Origin of the sequence: Muribaculum sp., assembly GCF_029051885.1 — a bacterium.
Taxonomy (GTDB): domain Bacteria; phylum Bacteroidota; class Bacteroidia; order Bacteroidales; family Muribaculaceae; genus Muribaculum.
Map to the genome: position 1 here is coordinate 1 of NZ_JAIDKI010000152.1, position 23571 is coordinate 23571.

Annotated in this window: 14 protein-coding genes; 10 read left to right on the forward strand and 4 right to left on the reverse strand. The window is 52.4% G+C overall.

Features of this window, described 5'->3' with window-relative positions:
* Positions 1 to 385 precede the first annotated feature (385 nt).
* Positions 386 to 1876: a butyryl-CoA:acetate CoA transferase gene (locus K2I50_RS06450; protein ID WP_301025399.1), complete on the reverse strand. Its 1491-nt coding sequence runs from the start codon at positions 1874 to 1876 to the stop codon at positions 386 to 388.
* A 144-nt stretch (positions 1877 to 2020) separates the two neighbouring features.
* On the opposite strand from K2I50_RS06450, the gene miaB reads away from it, so the two are divergent.
* Positions 2021 to 3403 (forward strand): tRNA (N6-isopentenyl adenosine(37)-C2)-methylthiotransferase MiaB, encoded by a 1383-nt coding sequence (gene miaB / locus K2I50_RS06455; protein ID WP_301025400.1) that lies wholly within the window; start codon positions 2021 to 2023, stop codon positions 3401 to 3403.
* A gap of 152 nt (positions 3404 to 3555) precedes the next feature.
* Here the strand turns inward: miaB and K2I50_RS06460 are convergent, their stop codons facing one another.
* Both K2I50_RS06460 and K2I50_RS06465 read right to left on the reverse strand, forming a co-directional pair.
* The gene (locus K2I50_RS06460) at positions 3556 to 4242 is read right to left on the reverse strand and encodes a Crp/Fnr family transcriptional regulator (protein ID WP_301025402.1); all 687 of its coding nucleotides are present in this window, start codon (positions 4240 to 4242) and stop codon (positions 3556 to 3558) included.
* Positions 4243 to 4439: 197 nt separating this feature from the next.
* Positions 4440 to 5369, reverse strand: a complete 930-nt coding sequence (locus K2I50_RS06465; RefSeq protein ID WP_301025403.1) for a bile acid:sodium symporter family protein — start codon at positions 5367 to 5369, stop codon at positions 4440 to 4442.
* A 662-nt stretch (positions 5370 to 6031) separates the two neighbouring features.
* Between K2I50_RS06465 and K2I50_RS06470 the strand changes: the two genes are divergently transcribed.
* The 6 genes from K2I50_RS06470 to K2I50_RS06495 all read left to right on the forward strand — a co-directional run bounded on the left by K2I50_RS06470 (position 6032) and on the right by K2I50_RS06495 (position 12128).
* Positions 6032 to 7522, forward strand: coding sequence for a DUF6377 domain-containing protein (locus tag K2I50_RS06470; RefSeq protein ID WP_301025404.1), 1491 nt, complete (start codon positions 6032 to 6034; stop codon positions 7520 to 7522).
* Between the two features lie 548 nt (positions 7523 to 8070).
* The gene (locus tag K2I50_RS06475; RefSeq protein ID WP_301025405.1) at positions 8071 to 8505 is read left to right on the forward strand and encodes a deoxycytidylate deaminase; all 435 of its coding nucleotides are present in this window, start codon (positions 8071 to 8073) and stop codon (positions 8503 to 8505) included.
* A gap of 100 nt (positions 8506 to 8605) precedes the next feature.
* A complete protein-coding gene (locus K2I50_RS06480) occupies positions 8606 to 10270 on the forward strand; it encodes a S41 family peptidase (protein WP_301025406.1) in 1665 nt (554 codons plus the stop codon).
* 9 nt (positions 10271 to 10279) lie between these two features.
* The gene (locus tag K2I50_RS06485; protein WP_301025408.1) at positions 10280 to 10831 is read left to right on the forward strand and encodes a 5-formyltetrahydrofolate cyclo-ligase; all 552 of its coding nucleotides are present in this window, start codon (positions 10280 to 10282) and stop codon (positions 10829 to 10831) included.
* 56 nt (positions 10832 to 10887) lie between these two features.
* Entirely contained in the window at positions 10888 to 11589 is a 702-nt protein-coding gene (locus tag K2I50_RS06490) for a hypothetical protein (RefSeq protein WP_301025410.1), read from the forward strand.
* Positions 11586 to 12128 (forward strand): response regulator transcription factor, encoded by a 543-nt coding sequence (locus K2I50_RS06495; protein WP_301025411.1) that lies wholly within the window; start codon positions 11586 to 11588, stop codon positions 12126 to 12128. The genes K2I50_RS06490 and K2I50_RS06495 overlap by 4 nt, the downstream gene beginning before the upstream one ends.
* 18 nt (positions 12129 to 12146) lie before the next feature.
* Here K2I50_RS06495 and K2I50_RS06500 read toward each other — a convergent pair whose 3' ends face one another.
* Positions 12147 to 13124, reverse strand: coding sequence for a polyprenyl synthetase family protein (locus K2I50_RS06500; RefSeq protein WP_301025413.1), 978 nt, complete (start codon positions 13122 to 13124; stop codon positions 12147 to 12149).
* Positions 13125 to 13218: 94 nt separating this feature from the next.
* Between K2I50_RS06500 and polA the strand changes: the two genes are divergently transcribed.
* The 3 genes from polA to K2I50_RS06515 all read left to right on the forward strand — a co-directional run bounded on the left by polA (position 13219) and on the right by K2I50_RS06515 (position 23408).
* Entirely contained in the window at positions 13219 to 15993 is a 2775-nt protein-coding gene (polA, locus tag K2I50_RS06505; RefSeq protein WP_301025415.1) for a DNA polymerase I, read from the forward strand.
* A 20-nt stretch (positions 15994 to 16013) separates the two neighbouring features.
* A complete protein-coding gene (locus tag K2I50_RS06510) occupies positions 16014 to 18395 on the forward strand; it encodes a helix-turn-helix domain-containing protein (RefSeq protein ID WP_301025416.1) in 2382 nt (793 codons plus the stop codon).
* Between the two features lie 111 nt (positions 18396 to 18506).
* On the forward strand, positions 18507 to 23408 hold the full coding sequence (locus K2I50_RS06515) for a pectinesterase family protein (RefSeq protein ID WP_301025417.1): 4902 nt from the start codon (positions 18507 to 18509) through the stop codon (positions 23406 to 23408).
* The last annotated feature ends 163 nt before the right edge of the window (positions 23409 to 23571 follow it).

Below are 23571 nucleotides of genomic sequence, written 5' to 3' on the forward strand. Positions count from 1 at the left end.
GATCGTCGGATATTTGCAGACTGTATCAATAGCCAATCATATCGCACCCTTGCTGTCGTGGACATTTGCGCGTGATAAATGCTAAAAATCATATAACTGAATTTGGGCAGAATTAATTGTGTGCTGATGCATAAAATTACCATATCATCGCATCTCTCCGGCGCTTTTTGCCTTGTTCTTCAGTCACGTAGCTACGGCTACGCTCCATCATCACAAGACAAAAATCACTCAGAGAGATGCGACCCCAGCGTTAACAAATATTGGGGAACGGGGTCTAAACAAAAACGGCGATACGTGATGTATCGCCGTGTATATGGTAGATGGGGTGTCCGGAATTTGTGGCAATGGAGCTTGACGCATCCGGAGCAGGCCCGTGGTATTGTTATTACAGATATTTTCCGAAGTCGGTGAGGTGCATGTCGCCCAGTGAGTTGAATGTCTCGTGCATGGCGAAGGCTGCGCGGAGGGTGTGGGGTGTCTGTCCCATGCCGAGGCGGAGGTATTCGCGGAGCATCGGGCGGTAGTCGGGGTGAGCGCAGTTTTCAATGATGGCTTCAGCACGCTGTACGGGATCTTTTCCGCGGAGGTCGGCTACACCCTGCTCGGTAATGATTACGTCGACGGAGTGTTCGCTGTGGTCTACGTGGGCTACCATGGGCACGATTGCGGAGATGAGACCACCCTTTGCTACCGACGGGCATGAGAATATCGAGATGTAGGCATTGCGGGCGAAGTCGCCTGAGCCGCCGATGCCGTTCATCATCTTGGTGCCGAGCACGTGGGTAGAGTTGACGTTGCCGAAGATGTCGGCTTCGAGAGCGGTGTTCATGGCAATCACACCGAGTCGGCGTATTACCTCGGGGTTGTTGGAGATTTCGCTGGGTCGCAGGAGCACCTTGTTGCGGAAGAATTCGATGTTGTCGTATACGTGGCGCATGGCATCGTCGGTGATTGTCATTGCGCAAGTAGAAGCAAACTTACAGCGTTCGCGCTCCATGAGGTGGATTACTGCATCCTGGATAACCTCGGTATACATTTCGAACGGAGGTATCTCGGTAGCGTCGGCAAGGCCGAAGAGCACAGCGTTGGCCACATTGCCCACGCCGCTCTGGAGCGGAAGGAATTCCTTGGGTATTCCACCTTTGCGGTACTGGCTGATGAGGAATCCGGCAACGTTGGCACCGATGCGCTTGCTGATGTCGTCAAGTTCGGAGAACTTCTTTACGCCGTCGGTTATGTCGCTCTTTACGATACCGATAATCTTTGAGGGGTCGACGCGCAGGAGAGTGTCGCCGATGCGGTCGCTTGGCTTATATATAGGTATCTCGCGGCGGTAGGGAGGGTCGAGGGGGATATATATGTCGTGGAATCCTTCAATCTCGGGTGAAATCGAGCTGTTGAGCTCAATCACTATTTTCTTGGCCATGCGAGCCAGTGTAGGGATGTTGCCTACGCCTGAGCCAAGCACGATGTTGCCCTTCTCGTCGACGCTTGCCGCATCGATAATTGCGAAGTCGATGCCGCCGAGCTCACCGTAGCGCAGAGTCTGTGCGAGTTCGGAGATGTGCATGTCGAAATAGTGGGCATCGTGGGAGTTGATGCGCTTGCGGAGGTCGGGTGTGTTCTGGTATGGCGAACGGCGGTCTAATGCGTTGGCACGAGCGAGGGCGCCGTCGGCATGTTCTTGTGTTGATGCGCCGGTATATACGTTCACTTTGAACGGGCGGCCGGCTGCATGTTCGCGCTCAGCTTTAGCAGCCAATGCTTCAGTGACAAGTTTCGGGGTGCCGGATGCCGTAAAACCTGACAGACCTAAGGTGTCTTGATCTTTAATCAGTTCGGCAACTTCCTGTGGAGTAAGAACGGGGAATGCCATATCTTGAATATTTTGATAATGATATTTTATTAAGAATAATTGGTAAGGCTCTTTTCGGGAAAGTGGCCTACTTTTTGTAATTTTGCACAAAATTAGGAAATAACCGTCCACAAAGCAAATTTTCGTTGCACAAAGTTGATACAAATGAGCAATAGACAATCAGATACAACCGAGGTGGCCCAGCCGCAGGATGAGAGCCGCCAACTATATATAGAGACTTATGGCTGCCAGATGAATGTGGCCGATTCGGAGGTGGTGGCCTCGGTAATGGGCATGGCCGGCTATTCGGTAACGGACAATGCTGATGATGCCGACGCCATATTGCTGAATACATGCTCTATACGCGATAATGCCGAGCAAAAGATAATAGGCAGGCTACAGGCCCTGGCCGCAGCCAAGCGCAAGCGCGGGGGGAGGCTGATAGTAGGTGTGATAGGCTGTATGGCCGAGAGAGTGAAGGATGACCTTATCGCCAATCACGGGGTTGACCTTGTGGCAGGTCCGGATTCATATCTTTCGCTTCCCGAGCTGTTTGCCGCTGTCGAGGCCGGCGAGAAGGCCATCAATGTAGAACTTTCGACCACGGAGACCTACCGTGATATCATACCGATGAAGATTACCGGCAATCGGGTGAGCGGGTTTGTAAGCATCATGCGAGGATGCAACAATTTCTGTACATATTGTATAGTGCCTTATACCCGCGGACGTGAGCGCAGCCGTGAGCCGCGAAGCATTCTGGCAGAGGTGGCCGATCTGCGTAGCCGCGGTTTCCGGGAGGTGACACTGCTCGGGCAGAATGTCAATTCTTATGACTGGACAGGCGAGGATGGCGTGCGGGTGGATTTCGCCGGCTTGCTCGCGATAGTGGCAGAGGCTGCTCCTGACATGCGCATCCGCTTCACGACCAGCCATCCCAAGGATATGAGCGATGAGATTATCGCTACTATAGCTCGCTATCCCAATGTGTGCCGCCACATACATCTGCCGGTGCAGTCGGGATCGAATGCTGTGTTGAAGAGCATGAACAGGAAATATACCCGCGAGTGGTATCTTGACCGTATCGCCGCGATACGCCGTATGATACCTGACTGTGGTATATCGACCGACCTGTTTACCGGATTTCACGATGAGACTGAGGAGGATTTCGCTCAGACGCTGTCGCTGATGGAGGAGGTAGGGTTTGACTCTGCGTTCATGTTCAAGTATTCGGAGCGACCGGGCACTGTTGCGGCCAGAACGATGCCCGACAATGTGGCCGAGGATGTGAAAATCGAGCGGCTCAACCGCATGATTGCGTTGCAGAACCGTCTGTCGGCCGAATCCAACCGCCGCGACGAGGGGCGTGTGCTCGACGTGCTTGTCGAGGGTGTGGCCAAGCGCTCAAAGGAGCAGATGGTGGGACGTTCGAGCCAGAACAAGGCTTGTGTGTTCCCGCGCGGCAATGCCAAGGTTGGCGATTTTGTGAAGGTGAGGGTCGTGGGCTCGTCGTCGGCTACCCTGCTTTGCGAACTTATCGAGGAGGCATAATAGAAATCTATCGACAATCCCTCTCGAAATCTGTATCTAAACATTCTCTTAGATAATCTCTTAACAACTTCACCCCGGCATTCCGCGGAATGCCGGGGTGAGTATATTTCAGGAGGGTGATTTTAGCGGGAACAGGTGGTGCCGGACGGCGCTCAGTCGGATGAGGTGTTGAGTATCTCGAGCAGCGCGTCGCGGGAGTGGATGCGTATTTCCTGGTTGTCATAGTCGATGATGCCACGCTGCTTCATGCTGTCGAGTGTTGCGATAAACGAGGTGCGCTGTACTCCGAACAGGGCATAGAGGTCGCGGGCCTTGCATGTGAGGGCTATGTCGTGTCCGCCTTTCTGAGTAAGCGATATAATCCAGAATGCGATACGCTCCTCAAGGGAGCCGGCGGTAATCGAGAGGATACCTTCGACTACCTTTTGAGCACTCATTGACAGTGTGTTCAGGAAGTTGTACATGAAAATCTCGTTGGTGTACAGGATTTTCATGTAGTCGTTCTTGGAAATTTGCAGTACGCCTGTCGACTCAAGGGCAACTACCGAATTGGGGTAGAACGGTGCTTTGCCGAAAAGGAATTCGGGCGCGATGACACATGGCGCATGCAGAGTCTGCGACACCTTGAATCGTCCGTCGGAGTTTGCAATGGTTGAGCGAACGCTTCCGCTTATCACGAACTTGATGTGGGTACATGGTTCGTGGGCATTAATTATCGGGTTGCCCTCGGTGTATTTGAGAAAGTGGAATTTGGCTTTCTCCACAATCTCGGATATTTTATCGTGGCTTACACCTTTGAATAGCGGAAGCCCCATAAGTATTTCATACATGCTGTCCATAGTGCACCTTATTTATATAGGTTAACGTCTGTGTTTCGTAAAAGTTCCGAAATCTTAGAGATTGTCTATAATTTATACTACTATGCTTTTGAGTGTCTTGTCCGTGTCTTTTTGTTGGCTATTCAGTCACGTAGCTACGGCTACGCTCGTTCATCGCAACCAAAAATGTATTATATAAATTTAGACAATCTCTGAGGTCAGGCATCTTTTTTGACAATAATTTTATTATTTCGGTTACGAAGATAGAGTTGCAGTGAATTTATGGTATTCTGCCATGCCACGTATGCGGCCGGTCCGACCGATGATATCGGGTCGAAATATGTCAGAGACATCCATATGGCCAATACGGTGTTTTTCTGGCCGAGCCCCTGTGCGCCTGAAATCCTGTCGCCGTATCTTCTTCCGACGATGCGTCCGATAGCGAATTGCATCACACATACCACCAGCGATGCCGCCGCGATGATAATCATCTCCGGTATTCTGGACGCCGGTTCGTGGATGATGAAGCTGACGGCATTTCCTACTACAATGATGAGCGCGCATGCCCACAGGTAGAAGGATAGTGACTGACGAGCGGCTATTGCGGCATGTACGCGCGGCATATATGCTCTGAACAGCAGTGCGAGAGCCAGCGGAGCGAGGATAAGGGGCAGAACTCGCCGGCTTATGAGAAGAGTCGAATCCAGAAATGAGATGTCGGGATTATGTCCGATAAACGAGAACAACACCGGAGCCAGTATGGCCACTGAGATATTGCTTATGAGGGAATATGTGGCCAATAGAGTGACTGAGCCTCCGAGCATACTTGTGATTACCGGCGCTGCTGTGGCTGTAGGGCAGAATATACATATGAATATGCCTTGTGCGATGTCGGTGCTTGCGGGCGCTATGGCGAGATATACGGCTACTGCTCCCAGAATCTGGATAGTAAGCAGTATCCAGATGAATCTGCCGATATGAAAATCCTTCGGGTTGATTTTGCAGAAGGTAAGCAGAAGCATTGTAAATATAAGGTAGGGCGACAGGAATGCCAGATAGTGGATGCTGTCGTGGAATATTATTCCCGCAAGCATCGCTATCGGAAGCATCCATGGCTTTACCGATTGTCGGAATTCTGATATATTCATTCTCGGCTATAGAATCTTGGAATTTGCGGCAAAGGTAGTCATTTTTTCATGAGCTGACAATTTTCCGTAGGTCGGCAACACGGGCAGGTGCAATTACGAATATACAGAGGTGTAAAATAGTTCGCCAAATCATGACAGGCATCGCTGATGTGTCGTTATGGCGTCTTGTATTTGAGAATTTTATCTCGATTATGTGTCTATATTTTCAGATGCTAATATCTTGATTTTCAGTACATACTATTTATAAATTAAGCCATATGTATTTATGTTTGTGTACAATGCTGAAAAAATATTGGGAAATGATGGCTTACTTTGCAGTACAATAGCGAATTCTCTTTGATTCGTGTGAAAAATTGGTATTAATAATTATTTTAGGGTTAGTATAGATTGTTAGAATCAATTAATGCGACGAATGTAAATAGTGCATAAAAGTAAATGTGTTTTATGTTAGGTTTGGAAGCCTTTAATAAGGCAACAATTAACGGCCATTTCGTGAGAAACGGCCGTTAATTGTTGTATGGGTGGTAGATAATGATTATATTCGCCACTCAAAATTGTCAGACATGTCCCGACCAATCTTTTACCTGTTTCTTTATTGTTTGTTAACTGCTTGTGCTATAGTGAGCTCGGGGTGCTCCCGAGATGTTGAGATTAGCGATAAAATGCAAGTATTGCTTGATGAAATAGACTCGTCGCTTAAATATCGCATGGATATGATTGATGCGCGGGCTCGTAAGATTGCCGAATTGCGCGATTCTATAAGGATGGCATCGGGTTATGATGAACGTACGAGGCTGTATGGCCGTCTGATAGCCGAGGGGCGTCATTTTCAGATTGATTCCATGTTGGTGTATTATTCCGAAGCCAGGAAGGATGCTCTTGAACATGGTGATCTGGAGCATGCGAGGAAGTATGAAATAGGGGCGATGGAGCTTTTGCCTCTGAAAATACATATGCATGAGGCGATTGTAGCGATTGACACTACTGATGTGGCTGCTCTTTCCAAGAGTAACAGAATCGCGTTTTATAAATCGGCGAGACAGGTATATCTTTATTTTACAACGATTTATTCGCACTGGAATGTGAATATGGAGTTGCTTGAGCAAGTCGGTAAATATTCCCGTCTTCTGGCCTCGGAACTTACAGAGGAGGATGACGGCTATTTCCTCTATAAGGCGACGGCTGATATTGTCGACAATAATATTTCGCTCAGTATAGCTACGTTGCGCGACTATCTGTCGGGAATCGACTCGTCGCATCATAATTTTATAGATGCTACCGGCATGCTCGCTCTGGCTTATTTCAGAAGAGGGCGTTACGACGACTGGGCTTATAGTATCGGCCTGTCGGCCTTGGCTGAAAATCAGTGTGGCTATATCGACGGAGAGGCGCTCAAGCAGCTCGGACGATGGGTTTATCAGTCGGGCGATGCATCGCGTGCCTACGATTATATCGTTATTGCTGAGGACAATGAGGTGCGTAGCGGTGCAGTGGTAAGGAGTGTGCATGTGTCGGATGCTATGCCTTATATCAGTAATGCCTATAGGGAGAGCGAACGTAATTCGACAGTGCTTTTGTGCATAATTATAGGCTGTATGATAGTCATACTGATACTTGTGGGTATATTGTTCTACCGTAGGGCCCGCGAGCGGGCCGAACTGGCCGATGCAAAAGATGAACTTGCCAAGGCTAATGCTACCAAGGAGGTGTATCTCGGGCGTTTTCTGTCGCTATGCTATATATATATGGACAAGATGCAGGATGTGTGTAAGGTAGTATCGCGGAAACTGGCAGCAGGGCAGACCGAGGAGCTTTATCATCTGATGCGTACGGGAAAACTGGAAGATGAGCAGAAGGAATTGTTTTACAGAGAGTTTGACGAAGCATTTATCAATATTTACCCGACATTCATACGTGATGTCAATGCATTGATGAAAGATGGTTCCAAACTTGGCGACGAAAACGCCGGTCATCTTACTCCGGAACTGCGTATACTTGCGTTCATGCGTCTCGGTCTTGATGACAGCGGCAAGATAGCCCGTTTTCTCAACCTTTCAGTCAATACTGTGTACACCTATCGCAACAGGATGAAAAACCGGGCTTCCGACAGGGATAATTTCGAGAGTCTGGTGATGGAAATCGGGCGTCTATGACGCGATTTTTGTCGTAAAAATGTTTATATTCGCTGCTATAGAGTATGGTTATAACTGTGCTGAAAATTAGATATTTATATAAATAACCCCCTTAATATATTCTATATTTAATCTTGATTGCATAGGATTGTGTGTAGGCAGATGCTATCTTTGCGTTGTTCAAATCAGAAACGATGTAAAAATCGGCTGATTGAACATGATAGCGAGAGACTCGCAACATGAGTTTTAGTTTTAGAAATGAATTAGGATAGTTTGTCTACACATTTTTATGTGTGATAGAAGAAGATTGATGTTTTAGGTTTAAAAATTAGGGGTATTCAATTACCACAAGGCGGACCGCTCGGGAGAACGGTCCGCCTTGCTTTCGAATGATAGAATTTGGATTTCAGCAGAGCGATTGATTATTTCTAAGTGACTGCATATGCACTGCATATGCTAATAAGTAAATAGTAAAAAAAATTACGACTTACTTAAATGAAAATTCGTATCTTTGCATGCGTGCGGCATTACATTAAATATAATAATTTAGACCCGCACGAAGATGTCATATGACTGATCAGAACGGTAAACAGCTCGTGCTTGACAAGCGCTATCTGCGCATGGCCCGCATCTGGGCGGAAAACTCTTATTGCCGTCGGCGTCAGGTAGGCGCCTTATTGGTTAAGGACCAGATGATTATATCCGACGGATACAATGGTACTCCGGCCGGATTCACCAATGTATGTGAGGACGAGGACGGCTCGACCAAACCTTATGTGCTTCATGCTGAGGCAAATGCCATAACAAAGGTGGCCCGTAGCGGCAATTCCAGCGAGGGCTCCACTCTCTATATCACGGCTTCTCCGTGTATGGAGTGCAGCAAGCTGATAATCCAGGCCGGAATAAAAAGGGTTGTCTTCAACGAACTCTATCGTCTGTCGGATGGTCTTGAACTGTTGGCAAATGCAGGCGTAGAGTGTATCCATGTGTCTGAACTCGACTGATTTACAATATATATACATTTCAATAGACCGTTTTTAAAGTTAAAAAAAATATTATCCAGTAGCGTGACTCAGGGCTACCATATCCTTTGATTCGCAAAAAATGAAACACATAAAAAAGCCCGAAGCGTGGCTTCCATTGATTATAGCTTCCGCCTTGGCCATAGGCATCGCAGTAGGTGTTGTGCTCAACAGCCGTATGCATCTTAGTCCCGGCCAGGAAAAGTTGGGGGAAATATTGTCGCTTATCAATAACGACTATGTCGACGAAGTGAGTGTAGATTCACTTATCGAGCAAAGTCTTCCGGATCTTATAGCCAATCTCGACCCTCACTCCAATTATATCCCGGCAAAAGACCTCAAGGCTGTTAATGATGAGCTTGAAGGGTCGTTCAGCGGTATCGGCATATCGTTTACGATGTTTACCGACACGATTACCGTCAATGAGGTGATTCCCGGCGGACCGTCGGAAAAAGCAGGCATACTCCCTGGCGACCGTATTGTCACTATCAACGATTCGATAGTGGCCGGCATGGGTATTGCCCAGACCGATATTGTGAAGCGTCTGCGCGGTATGAAAGGTAGCGTTGTCAAACTTGGCATACGCCGCTCTACCAGCAAAAAGCCACTTACATTTGAAGTGACCCGAGGCGACATCCCGCTCAATTCGGTCGACGCCGCCTATATGATATCGCCTGAGACGGGATATATAAAGGTAAATAAATTCGGGCGTACTACCTACGATGAGTTCCTGACCGCACTCGCGCGTCTTACCGCAGCCGGGGCCGGCAACTTCATTGTCGATTTGCGCGGCAACGGTGGCGGCTTCCTCGAGATGGCCATAATGATGGCCAACGAGTTTCTGCCTGTAGGCTCGCCGATAGTAGAGACCCGAGGACGTCACGAGAGCGAGAACAGCGCCATCGCGAGCGACGGCAACGGCTCGTTTCAGAATGCCGGCCTTGTGGTGCTTCTCGACGAATATTCTGCCTCGGCGAGCGAGATTTTTGCCGGAGCCATGCAGGATAATGACCGTGCACTGATTGTAGGTCGCAGAAGTTTCGGCAAAGGCCTTGTGCAGCGTCAGATTACTCTGCCCGACAGCAGTGCCGTGCGCCTTACCGTGCAGCGCTACTATACCCCGTCGGGGCGCTGCATACAGAAGGATTACCGCCTTGGCGAGCGCGGAGCGTATGAGAAGGATATCACCAACCGCTACGAGCATGGCGAGTTTTTCGCGTCCGACAGCATTCATCTCAACAAGGAGCTTGAATATCTCACCATCGGAGGCCGCAAGGTGTATGGCGGGGGCGGAATCATGCCCGATGTCTTTGTACCCAACGACACTGTAGGCATATCAAGCTATTATATCAATGTGCTTAATGCCGGCCTTCTGCAGAAGTTTGCCTTCCAGTATACCGACCGTCGGCGTGATGTTCTCTCCAAGGCCACCGACCTCAATGAACTGTTGCGCCTGCTCCCTTCCGACGACGAGTTGCTTCAGCAGTTTGTGTCCTATGCGTCGTCCAATGGAGTACCGGCCCGTTGGTATTATATCAACATTTCCCAGCGTTTGATTGTTAACTACTTGAAAGCCTTGATTGCAAGCGACACTCTTGGCCGTGAGACCTACTATCAGGTAGCCAATACCGACGACACCACCGTGCAGCGCGCATTGCGCGAGCTCAGCGAGGGGCGAGCCACAGCTCCGATTACGGCAGGGACCGACAGCCTCGGAGTGTCTCCCGTGCGACAAGGCGGTAAATAACAACCGACGATGAGAAAGGAAGAAATACGTAGTCGCATAAAGGCCCGCAAGGCCATGCTTACCGACGCCGAGCGCCAGAGTGCCGCCGACGCAGTATTTGCAGTTTTGGAAAATTCGGTAGCGTTCATGCTTGCCGACAATATATTGCTCTACCATTCGCTACCCGACGAACTCTCCACCCGGGCGTTCATAGAGAAATGGCACGACCGCAAGAATTTCTTTCTCCCCAGGGTCCACGGTGTGAACCTTGAGATATTGCCCTACAACAGGAGTTCGCTCAGGCTCGGCGCTTTTCAGATAGAGGAGCCTCAGGGTGATGACGTACGCGATATCTCCTCAATCGAGCTTATCGTAGTGCCCGGAGTCGCTTATGACCGGCGCGGCAACCGCGTAGGGCGCGGCAAAGGGTTTTACGACAGGCTGCTTGCCGCCACCCGGGCCACCAAAGTGGGAGTGGGCTACGATTTCCAGCTTGTCGACGACATCGACTGCGAACCGCACGATGTGGTGATGGACCTTGTCGTCACCGAGCATGAGGTAATAAGGGTGCGCCGCCGGTAGGGTGTCATATCACGCATGCCTGTTTCAGCTTTGCCAATCATATTATCATATATATAATGACTCTTATCCGTACTACCACATCGCTGTCGGCAGTGCTGTTGCAGGAGCCGTCGGTTATACCTGTTATAAACCGTTTCGGCATCAGGCTTGGTGTCAGCAATGCCACTGTCGGCCAGATATGCGACAGCCATTCGCTTGACAGCAATTTCGTGCTTGCCATACTCAACACGATTGTCAACGAAGGATATTTCCCGGAGAATCTGCTCCGCGGATGTGGCTGTCATGAGGTAGCCGGCTATCTGGCCAAGGCCGACAATGACTGCCGCCGCACACTTGTGCCCAATGTGCTCGCCCACTTCGGACGTCTTATGTCGACTGTGTCGGGCGATAGCAATATGCCTATGATTCACGGCATGGCACGCCGTGCGCTCACATCACTCGACGAGGCCATCGAGCGAGAGCTTACCGAGGTGTTTCCGCTGGTGATGCAGACCGGAACGCCGGGTGGAGATGTCTACAGTGCGGTAGCCACCCATACCGAGCGCATGTGCGACTGCTGGAGCGAGATTGCCGACCTTCGCAGCATGCTTGTCAATCTTGTCAGTGGGGATATGGATTCCAATCTTCTGTATGCGGTCATAGTCGCTGTGGGCGCTCTTGAAAACGACCTTCATAAAAACAATCGTCTGCGCAGCCGGATTCTGCTGCCGCTGCTCGGCGACACAACTCCCTGCGGGGCGGCTGATTCAGGACTATGAGGATAGTAATATTGACAGCCGATATGGCCCGTGCGGTGGGACTGCGCTGGATTATCGACCATTATTTTGACCTGGAAGCCGTTGTAGTAGCTCCCGGTGTGTCGGCAGCGTCGGAAATTGACGATTCCGACACCGGCGCCACTGTGTATATGGTCGATGCCGATGTGTGGTGCTCTATGGCCGACTTCTTCATCCCCCGGCGTCAGCGCACGATTGTCATCGGCACCCGTGCGGGCATGTTCTCCACCGTACAGAGCGAGGGCGATATGGTAGAGGAGCTGCGATGCCGCATCGACGGCATGAGCGCCGTGGCTGTCGAGCAGTCGCTGCCAGGGCTGTCCCACCGCGAGGTGGAGGTATTGCGCCACATAGCTCTCGGACATCTCAACAAAGAGATTGCCGATGCTCTCGGCATAAGTATCAACACAGTATTGTCGCACCGTAAGAACATTACGGCGAAACTCGGCATACGTTCGGCTTCCGGCCTTAGTGTCTACGCGATGATGAACGGCTATCTCTCACCGGTTGAGATACACTGACGTCAGGCCGCTTGTGAATCAATACGTGCGGTGGATGATGTAGTCGAATATCGAGATGAACGCTGCTCGTGTAGGAGATTCGGGGAAATATGATATTATATCTACCGCCTCGTCGCGCAGGCGCTGCATTGTGGCATACGCATAGTCGATGCCTCCGGCTCTGCGGGCATAATCTATCAGAGTGTCGATTTCGGCGGAGCTGAGTTCGTCGCGGCGCACGAGTTCGTTCATTGCGGCACACTCTTCCATCTCTGTGCGGTGGAGCGCATAGAGCAGCGGCAGGGTCACTTTACCTTCGCGCAGGTCGTTGCCGGTAGGTTTGCCGAGGTCGTGGCTGTCAGGAAAATAGTCGAATATGTCGTCGCGTATCTGGAATGCGAGTCCGATGAGGCGTCCGAACTGCTCCATCCTTTCTGTATCCTCGCGCGGCGCTTCGGTAGCTATCGCTCCCATTTTCACACACGCTACAAACAGTGAAGCCGTCTTGTTGTCGATTACCTCCATGTAAGCCTCTTCCTCAAGGTGATGGTTGCGGGCCTTGTTTATCTGGTCGATTTCACCGAGCGACAACTGTCGGCCGAGCGCACCGATTGTCGATGCGATATCAAGATTTCCGGTAAGGAGGGCTTCCTGCAGGGCCATGCTGACAAAAAAATCTCCGACAAGCACAGCGATATGATTGTCCCAGATGGTATTGATTGTAGGGCGGCCTCGACGCAGTGGTGTCTCGTCTACAACATCGTCATGAATCAGCGAGGCATTGTGGAGCATCTCGATTGCGGCGGCGCCGTGGAGTGCGATACCGTTGATGCCTCCAAACAGCTTTGCGCTCAGGAGCACCATTACGGGACGTATCTGCTTCCCTTTGGTGGTGAGATAGTTGGATACAATCTCGTTCATGAGCGGGTTGGAGGTATGAAGCGCATGTCGCATGCGCTCGTTGAGCTCCTTCAACTCAGGAGCTATGGAGTGGAGTATGTCTTCAAATGCGGTCATTGAGGCAAATTGTGGTACAAAATTAGTAAAAGTCTTAAATTCTTTATACTTTTATCGTCAAATAATGAATGGACAATCGTAAATACCTCAGGATATGACCGACAAAAAACTGTTTCTCCTCGATGCTTACGCGCTGATATATCGTGCATATTACGCTCTTATACGTGCTCCGCGCGTTACATCGCAAGGGATGAACACATCCGCTATATTCGGCTTCGTCAATACGCTCGACGAGGTGCTCAAGAAAGAAAATCCATCGCACATAGCTGTATGCTTCGATCCGTCGGGCCCTACTTTCCGCCATGAGATGTATGAAGGCTACAAGGCGCAGCGCGAGAAGCAGCCTGAGGATATCACACGCTCCGTACCATATATAAAAGATATAATCCGTGCCTACGGTATTCCTGTGGTCGAGGTGCCGGGCTATGAGGCCGACGACGTGATAGGCACCCTGTCGCGCCATGCCGAGCGTGAGGGGTACACCACATATATGATGACTCCCGACAAGGATTACGGACAGCTCGTCACCGACCGTGTGTTTATGTACAAGCCTTCGGTGCGCGGCGCCGACATCGAAATCAGGGGGCCCAAGGAGGTCTGCGCCAAGTACGGCATAGGCTCTCCCGACCAGGTAATCGACCTGCTTGCCCTGGAGGGTGATGCCGTCGACAACATCCCGGGATGTCCCGGAGTCGGCGAAAAGACTGCGGTCAAACTGATAGGAGAGTGGGGCAGTGTCGAGAATCTGATTGACCATGCCTCGGAACTCAAAGGGGCCATGCAGAAACGTATAGTCGAGAATGCCGAGCAGATACGGTTTTCAAAGATTCTGGCCACGATTAAGACTGATGTTCCTGTCGATATCAGTGTCGGCGACCTCGAGCGCGGAGTGCCCGACACGTCGGAGCTGGCACGCATATATGGCGAGCTTGAGTTCCGTACTTTTCTGAAGCGACTCAACGATGTTGCGGCCAAAGCGCCTGTAGCCGCTCCTGCGGCCGATGCCGAGGGCGTGATGGGTTCTCTGTTTGATATGCCCCAGGTTGCCGATATGCCGTCGGGAGCCGATGTGACGCGTTTCAACGAGGCGACAGCCAATTACCGCACACTTGGCTCTGTGGCCGAGGTAGAGAGTTTCGTAGCATCATTGCACGGGGTGCCGCAGATAGGTGTGTCGTCGTATGCCACAGGAGAGTGTGATATGACATCACGGTGGCACGGGATAGCTGTAGCCACCTCGCCAGGCGAGGCTGTATATATCGAGTTGCCAGTGGAGCCCGAGCAGCGCAGACTTACGGTTGCGGCTCTTGCTCCGTTGTTCCAGAGCGACTCGACTGTCGTGGTAAGCCACGATGTCAAGCGTGAGATTATACTGTTGCGCCGCGAGGGTGTGATATTCTCGGCCCCATATTTCGATACCGGCATAGCCCATTATCTTCTTGAACCGGAGATGAACCATGCTCTGCCGCGTCTGGCCGCAGCCATGCTGGCCTATCATACGCTCGACTACGATAATGAGTCGCGCCTGTCAAAGAAAGGTGAGATGCTTCCGGCTGGCGATGAGGCAAAACGCTTGTGTGAGGTGGCCGATGTGACCCTGCGTCTTCACAGTCCGCTCATTGACCATATTGACAGCGAGGGGCTGCGCCATCTGATGGATGATATCGAGCTGCCGCTTATCAGTGTGCTTGCCGATATGGAGTGGACCGGCGTGCGTATCGATGTGCACGCCCTTGCCGAGCTGCAGCGGCGTTTCTCCACACAGTTGCGTACTATGGAGGAGGAAGCCTACAGACTTGCCGGCACGAAATTCAATATCGCATCGCCGTCGCAGGTAGGCGAGGTGCTTTTCGGACGCCTGCAGCTCGACCCAAAGGCCAAACGGACCAAAAAGGGTGGATATTCCACTACCGAGGAAATCCTCGACAAATACCGTGATGCACATCCGCTGGTGGGACTCATACTCGACATACGCGGACTGCGTAAGCTGCTCACAACCTATATCGAGGCCCTTCCCGCGATGATAAATCCGGCTACCGGCAAGATACACACCACATACAACCAGACCGTTACAGCCACCGGACGTATATCCTCGGCCAACCCTAACCTCCAGAACATACCTATCCGTACCGACAACGGCCGCGAGATACGTCGCGCGTTTATCGCCGATCCGGGCTGTGTGTTCATGAGCGCCGACTATTCCCAGATTGAGCTCCGCGTGATAGCCGACATATCGGGCGACAAGGATATGATCGAAGCGTTTGTCAGCGATGTCGACATTCATCAGGCCACAGCCGCAAAGATTTACCATGAGAGTCTTGAAAGCGTCACTCCCGAGCAGCGCGCCAAAGCCAAGACCGCCAATTTCGGTATCATCTACGGCATATCGGCCTTCGGACTCGCACAGCGGCTGCGTATCCCGCGTGCCGAGGCCAAGGAGCTTATCGACGGATATTTCCGTACATATCCCCGTATCAAGGAGTATATATCCGAGTCTATCGAGAATGCCAAGAGCCGGGGTTATGTGACTACCATAATGGGACGCAAGCGCATGCTCCCCGATATCAATTCGGCCAACGCCGTAGTGCGCGGCTATGCCGAGCGTAATGCCGTCAACGCGCCTGTCCAGGGCTCGGCCGCCGACATCATAAAGGTGGCGATGGTCAGTGTCGACCGTCACTTCAAAGAGCGCGGCCTGAAATCGCGGATGATAATGCAGGTACACGACGAACTGATATTCAATATTGTGCCTGAAGAGCTGGCCGAAGTGCAGGAGATAGTCACAGCCGATATGATGGGCGCCTACAATGGAAAGGTGCCTCTTGAAGTCTCCTCCGGCGTGGGCCACAACTGGCTTGAGGCCCATTGACCGAGCGGCTCACTGCTGTCATGAAACTGCGTGCTGCCATATCGTTTCTGGTAATGATATTTTCCGGCATTGGCGTCGGCGCGGAGATTGTGCGCCATCATTATGGGGTGGCCGACGGTCTGTCGAATGAGCGTGTGCGCCACATGATGCAGGATTCCAGCGGTTATATCTGGATTGCCACATGGTCGGGGATTGACCGTTTTGACGGGTACAGCTTCCTCAATTTCCGCACGTATGCCGATGATTCCGTGCGTCTCGACCATAATCGTGTCGAGCATCTTGCTGAAGCGCCCGACGGCAGGATATTGTTGCAGACATATACCGGGCGCATCTATTTCCTTGACCCGTCCGACGGCTCTTTCTCTCTTGCGTCATCCTCCGACAGTGCCGCATTCTACGGCATGTCGCGACATACCCTCGCAGTGAAAACCTCACTTGGCGGTTACAGGAGCGATAACCGATTGAGTCTTGTCGATGCCGACGGCAACATATGGGAAGCGCCATCTGACGGAGGTGTCGACTGTATCACCGCAGCTCCTACGGCATTTCGGTTTATAGAGAGCGATGCCCTCAATAGTATGGGGCGTGACACCCATGTGGTCTATGCGGCTCCTGACGGGAGGCTTTGGACAGCGTCGCGCGACACACGCGTTACTGTCTACGACCGCGATGGCGGATTTATCGGCAATCTTGCGCCCGACGGACGCATCGTGCCCGACCCATCGCAGCCTTTCGGTCGGCGGGTATATGCGATTATTTCCGACGACAGAGGCCGTGTGTGGCTTGGTACCAAACAGAAAGAACTCGTCGTGCTTACACCGTCGGCGACCGGACGATATGCGGTGGAAAGTTACTTTGAAAGCGACGCTCCCGGCGCACTCAGGTGTGGCGACATATACGGATTTGCTCCGGATGCCCGTGGCGACATGTGGCTTGCCACTTTCGGCAAGGGGGTGGCAAAGGCTGTGGCCGACTCCGCCGGGAGGATGAATTTCATATTTCCACACAGCTACGATATTTCTGCCGCGCCACGAGTGCGTTGCCTGACGCTCACTGAGAGCGGTATAATGGTCGGAGCCACGACCTCGGGCGTGCTGGCATTCGACCCACATGCCTCCGACACCGACAGTATACCGTTCAGCTACCATACCGCCAGCCCCGACTGCAAGGGTTCGCTGAGCAACAATGATATTCTCGGTGTCTTGTGCAGTAAGGCCGGAGGGGTATATTTCGCTGCATTCTCAGGCGGAATCGACAGTGTGGCCTCGGCGTCCGATCTCATGTGCCGCGATGCATGCTTCGGCAACCGCAATGTGCGTTCAGGGCTTGATGCCGACCCGGTGCTGTCGGTAGTGCAAGACTGCGCCGGCGACTTCTGGGTAGCCTCAAGGGCATCCATATCAAGATATACATCCTCGTGGGAGCACAAAGCCACATACAATGCCGGAAATGCCGGGCGTGAATTCGTTCTTACCGAGGCAGCCCCTCAGCTGCTTGATGGATTCCGTATCGCTTTCGGCATGAGGGGAGGAGTGCTGATTGTCGACCCGCGGCGATTCAGCGACACACCGATGCCTCGTCTGGCGGTAACTGCCGTCGATACACATGAAGGCCGCATCTACACCCTTCCATCCGACAGCACCATTGTGCTTTCCAGAGGGCATGAAGATGTCTCGCTGCATTTTGCAGCGCTTGCCTACGGAGCCAACGAAAATATAGCCTACAGCTACCGGCTCAACGGCGCCGACAGGTGGATACCTCTCGGCAAGGCACGTTCGCTTCATCTGTCGGGCCTCCCGGCGGGCCTCAACAGGATAGAGATATGCTGGACCGACCCCTACGGACACCGTACCGACACACCTGTGCGCATAGCCATAGAGGTGCCACGCTCATATCGTCAGATTGCCGGCGACATGGCCATAATACTTCTTGCTGCCATAGTCCTTTTCGCAGTGGCTTTTCTAGTGCGGCGTGAGCTGTCGAGGCGTCGGCGCAAGGCAGTGCTTGAACATTATATCGCTCTGGCTCTCTCTCCCGCCACCGAGCTCCGACGTTCCGAAGATTCCGCAATAATGGCAGATGTGTGCAGGCTGGTGGGCGACAAGTATGCCGACAGTGGTGTCCGGGCCGAGAGCATAGCGCGCGAAATCGGCATCGGACGCAGCGAATTGCGGCGGTGTGTGAAAGAGGCCGCAGGGATATCGATTGAAGATTTCATCAGGCTTGTGCGTGTGCGTGCGGCCTCGCGGCTGCTTGCCGAGGGTACGCTCAATGTGGCCGAGGTGGCCTACAGATGCGGTTTCTCGTCTCCACAGTATATGGCCATGCTGTTTAAGGAGCACACCGGCATGTCGCCGAGCAAATATGCTGACAGCCAATGCAAAAAAAATGTAAGTAATTAAGACTTACATTCCGGCACGGTAATTTCTACTCCATCAGCCGTCAGTTTTTGCCGCTTTAAGGGATGCTTCCCCGTCATAATTTTGCAGCATGTACAACCAATTATTATTATCATGAAAAAGTTCAGGCAATTTATGATGGCGGCAGCGGCTGCTGTTCTACCTGTAGGCATGCTGGGGCAGACGCTCTTCACATGCGGTGACAGCACCATGGCCGATTACGCCACCGACGGCTCTACTCCGACACGCGGATGGGGGCAGTATTTCGGTGCGTTCTTCAGCCCGGATGTCACGGTGATTAACCGCGGCAAAGGCGGTATGGACGTGCAGGGGTTTTACACCGGTTCGGCTTACTGGCCTACAATCCAGAAGCAGCTGAATCCCGGCGATTACGTGCTGTTGCAGTTCGCACACAACGATGAGAAAAACGGTGGCATGGACGGGCATCAGCTATATGACTACTATGTGAGCATAGGTGATACAAAAGCTGCGGCAGCTGTCGACACACGCGGTTCAATCCCCAATGAGACGTATGTGGCCACTTTGCGCAAACTCGTTGAAGAGATACGTGCCAAACAGGCTATTCCGCTCTTTGCATCGTCGGTGTGCCGTATGAATTTCTCCGGAGGCGATATCCGTCGTGCCGGACGTCATGACCTCGGCGACAGCTTCAGCAAACTTACTCCCGACGGCCCTACAACAGGCAATTCAGTACCTGCCGATGACCATTCGATGGATTTCCGCTGGCAGATGGAACAGCTTGCCAAGGAACTTGACGTACCGTTCTTCGACCTTACCGAGTCGAGCCGTCAGCTGTTTGTGAAATATGGCGACGCCAAGTGCCACGAGCTCCTTTCCGACGGTCAGGGCTCCACTCACCTCAGTGTGGCAGGGGCGGCTCTCATTGCCCGCCAGTGTGCCGAGATGATGAGCAAGGCAGGCATCCTCGCCGATAAAATCAATATCAGCGATGCCGGTCTGAGTATTTCGCCGGTTTCAGGTGACCTCGGCGAGGCATATGTGGGCAACGTACTCTCCAAGGAGTTTACCATCACAGGTTTCGGACTCACTCCCGAGAGCGGTTCTGTCACAGTGTCGGCTTCCGAGGGGTTTGAGGTCTCTGCCGATAAGTCGCGTTGGACATCAAGCATCGACCTCTCCTACGACGGCGGCACTCTCATCGGCACATTCTATGTGAAGACGTCACTCAAGTCGGCCGGCACAATCGAGGGCACACTCACTGCCACGGCTTCTAACTCATCGGCCACTTCGCAGCTCTCTGCCGTCGGTGTGCCAATCCCGGGCAGTGGTTCGGTGAGTCTTACCTGGCCGCTTGTTTCCGATGATGCCTATACTCTCGATGGCGATGCTGTAGTGTCGGCCATGCGTCTCGTCGGACTTGAGGCCAAGGGCTACGAGGGCGGAGCACTCAACCTCGCTCCCGCAAGCGGATGGCCCGCAGGCGATATCGACGAGTCGCCGACACGCTACATCGAGTTCGGTATAACGGCTCCGGAGGGTAAATCGTTGCAGATTAGCCGTGTGGCCCTCGAGGCAGCCGGTGCGGGCACCGATGCCATGCAGTGTCATGCCAGTGTCTCCGCACAACCCGGTTTCGGCAATCCGCGCACATTCTACAGCCCCGCCGACATGCCCGATGGCGTTATGAACAGCGCTGTATCGGCCGACCTTGTCAACCTTGCCCCGGGCGAGACGATGCTACTCCGCGTATATCCCTGGACTAAAGACGCTTCGGATGCAGGTATGCTGCGTATCTCAGGCGTGACATTCACCGGTTATGTGCAGAATTCCACCACGTCAGTCACTCTTTCCTGGCCGCTCGACAAGGGGAAGGACAATCCCTCGTCGGCCGACACGTCGAGCGACGCTTTTGCGTTCACAAGCTATGCAGTAGGCTCCGACCTTACCGTTGCAGGAACCGGCAAGCCTGTAGACCGTACCGGCACCATGTATCAGCCTGTGGTAAACAATCAGAGCGGATTCACCGACGCTGCATCCGTCACTTTCACGGTAAGGCCTAAGAACGGTATTACATTCTGCCCTAAGAAAGTGTCGTTCTATGGCACGCGCAACGGAACAAACGGAGGTAAACTAAACTGCCTTCTTAATGTCGACGGTGCTGTTACCGAGCTCGGGACGAATCTTGAGCCCGTGCGCAACAACGACAACGCCAACGGACGCCAGCGCCTGTTTGAGTTTGACGTCGATGGTGTGGTCGTGTATAAGAACACAATGACTCTTTCGATAGGTATAGCATCGCTCGGCAACAACAAGACCATAACCCTGCATGATGTGGTGGTCGAAGGCGAGGTGTCGGGCACGGAAATCGCAGTTCCGTCGTATGTCATTTCCGCAGTGCCGTCGGTAGCAGAGGCCGGCACGGTGACAGTCACACCCTCTACCGCCACTGTCGATGAGGATGTGGATGTCACAGTCTCCGCCACCGAGAATTTCGGATACCGTTTTACAGGGTGGAGCGTCGACGGTAAAGTCGTTTCCACTGAAAATCCTTACACATTTCCTGCCAGAAGAGATGTGAGCCTTGTCGCCGAATATGATGTGCTGACAATATATCCTCTCAATCTTGAAATAAAGGGTGGCGCCAACGACTACATGGTGGCCGTGTCGCCCGAGGGGCATTTGGTCGGCGGAGTCAGGTATTATGAAGAAGGTACCGAGGTGCGGTTGTCGGCAAGCGGCAACCGCATTCTCACGTTTACCAACTGGGAGGACAACAATACATCGCCCGAGCGCGAGATAAAGATAGACGGCGCCAAAAATCTGACTGCCACCTTTTCAGCCGACGACTTTATTGTAGGCTGGGACTTTCACTACGACGAGCCCGCCTCGCAGCGTGCCGCCGACTTCAAGGCCGAAAGCGACAATTCAGGCATGATGTCGCTCCACAACGAAAATGGCGAGACCTCGTCGTGGCTCTCGCGCGGTGTGAGCCGTGGCGACGAGAACGGCAGATATGCCGCACGCATATGGAAGGTACGCACTTCGCGTCTGTTCTATGAAGCGTCATTTTCGGCCAAAGGATATACCGGTCTGAAAGTGGCATCGGCATTAAGCTGCTCCTATAATACCTACAGCCGTTTTTTCGTACAATATTCCACCGACGGAAAGAATTACAGTACACTCGGCGAGACATCGCCCGGCAACCGCATATGGACCGATACCCAATTTGACCTCCCTGCCGAGGCCGATAATGCCGAGCGCGTGTATGTGCGATGGTATCCCGACTTCGAATCCGAACTCGTAGGCAACGAGACTGACTACGATGGCCTTGCGATAACCGATGTGTATGTGCTCGCATCTTCTATGGCTACCGACGACAATGTCGCTCCGACGCTGACGTCGAGTATCCCCGCCGACAAAGCCACCGGTGCTTCGGTCAACGGCTCGATTGTACTTACCTATGACGAAAAAATAGTAGCCGGAACAGCATCGGCGTCGCTCAATGGCGTTGACATTGCTCCGGTAATATCGGGGAAGAGTGCCGTGTTCCGTTATAGCGGTCTGGCTTACAACACCACCTACACATTTTCCATGCCTGCCGGCGCTCTTACAGACCGTAGCGGAAATCCGGCTCCCGCTCTCAGTATCTCGTTTACTACAATGGAGCGTGTGCGTCCTGAAGCACGGCTTTACGACGCTATTGTGGCTGCCGACGGCTCGGGCGACTATACCACAGTGCAGGCCGCAATCGACGGTGCCCCCTCCGGACGTGTAAAGCCATGGCTGATTTTCGTGAAAAACGGCAACTACAAAGAGCATGTCGATATCCCTGCATCCAAGCCGTTCATGCATATCATAGGCCAGGACCGCGACAAGACTGTGATACTCGACGACCGTCTATGCGGCGGTGAAAATGCCGTGCATGTGAGCGTGGGCGCTACCGTTGTGGTCAACTCCAACGACTGCATGTTTGAGAACATCACCCTTGAGAATTCATATGGTCACGAGCAGAAAAACGGTCCGCAGGCTCTTGCTCTCAATACATCGGGCGACCGCACGATTTTCAACAATGTAGCCATGCTCTCCTACCAGGACACATGGATTACTCCCGGCAAGTCGGCCTATCGCGCATATGTGAAAAACTCACTCATAGAGGGTGCTGTCGACTTCATCTACAATAGCGGCGACATCTATGTGGAGAATACCACGCTGCTCATCACCCGCAATTCGGGCGGATTTATCGTCGCTCCTTCCCACGGCAAGGATGTGAAGTGGGGATATGTGTTCCGCGACTGCACAATCACTGCTCCCGGCGATCCTTCAAAGACTACCGTATGGCTCGGACGTCCATGGCACAATTTCCCCAAGACCGTATTCCTTAATACCCGCGCCGAAGTGAATATTCCCGCCGCCGGATGGTATGAGACAATGGGCGGTCTCCCCGCAATATGGGCCGACTGGAACACAACCGACGCCAAAGGCAATCTGCTTGACCTGTCGCAGCGCCGCGACACATATTACTATACCGACCGTGAATCGGGAGAGCGTGTGTACGGCACTGCAAAAAATCATCTTACAGATGAGGAGGCTGCCGGCTATACTCTCGCCAATGTGCTGTCGGGCGCCGATGCCTGGCAGCCGGCTGTAAAGACCGAGGCTTGCGAGGCGCCTGCACCAGTCATTGTAGGCAACACACTCTCCTGGCAGCCGGTAGACTATGCCATATGTTATCTTGTAACCGACGGAGACAACGTTGTCGACATTACAATAGAGACATCGGTTGAAATTGATTCCGACAAAACTGCGGCCCACAGCTACGGCGTGCAGGCTGTAAACGAGTTCGGAGGCCTTTCAGCCAAGACATCTCCCGGACTGTCGGGCATCAGTGAAATCAACGCTCCGGGCACTCTTGAGATAGTAGCCATATACGATATACATGGGCGAAGGCTTACTGACACTGTCAGCGGAGTCAATATCGTGTGCTACGCCGATGCGGCAGGCAATACCTGCGTGAAAAAACTCGTAATGAGGTAGAGCGATAATTTAGACCCCCGTTCCCAATATTATGCCGGCATAGTCATCTGATTATGCCGGCGCTTTTGTTCTATCATAGATTCCGACACGGCTCTTTCATTTAATGTAAATTTCAGGACATAAGTCCCCTTATCCGGTTTGTTGAGAATCGGGTAATTTTTAT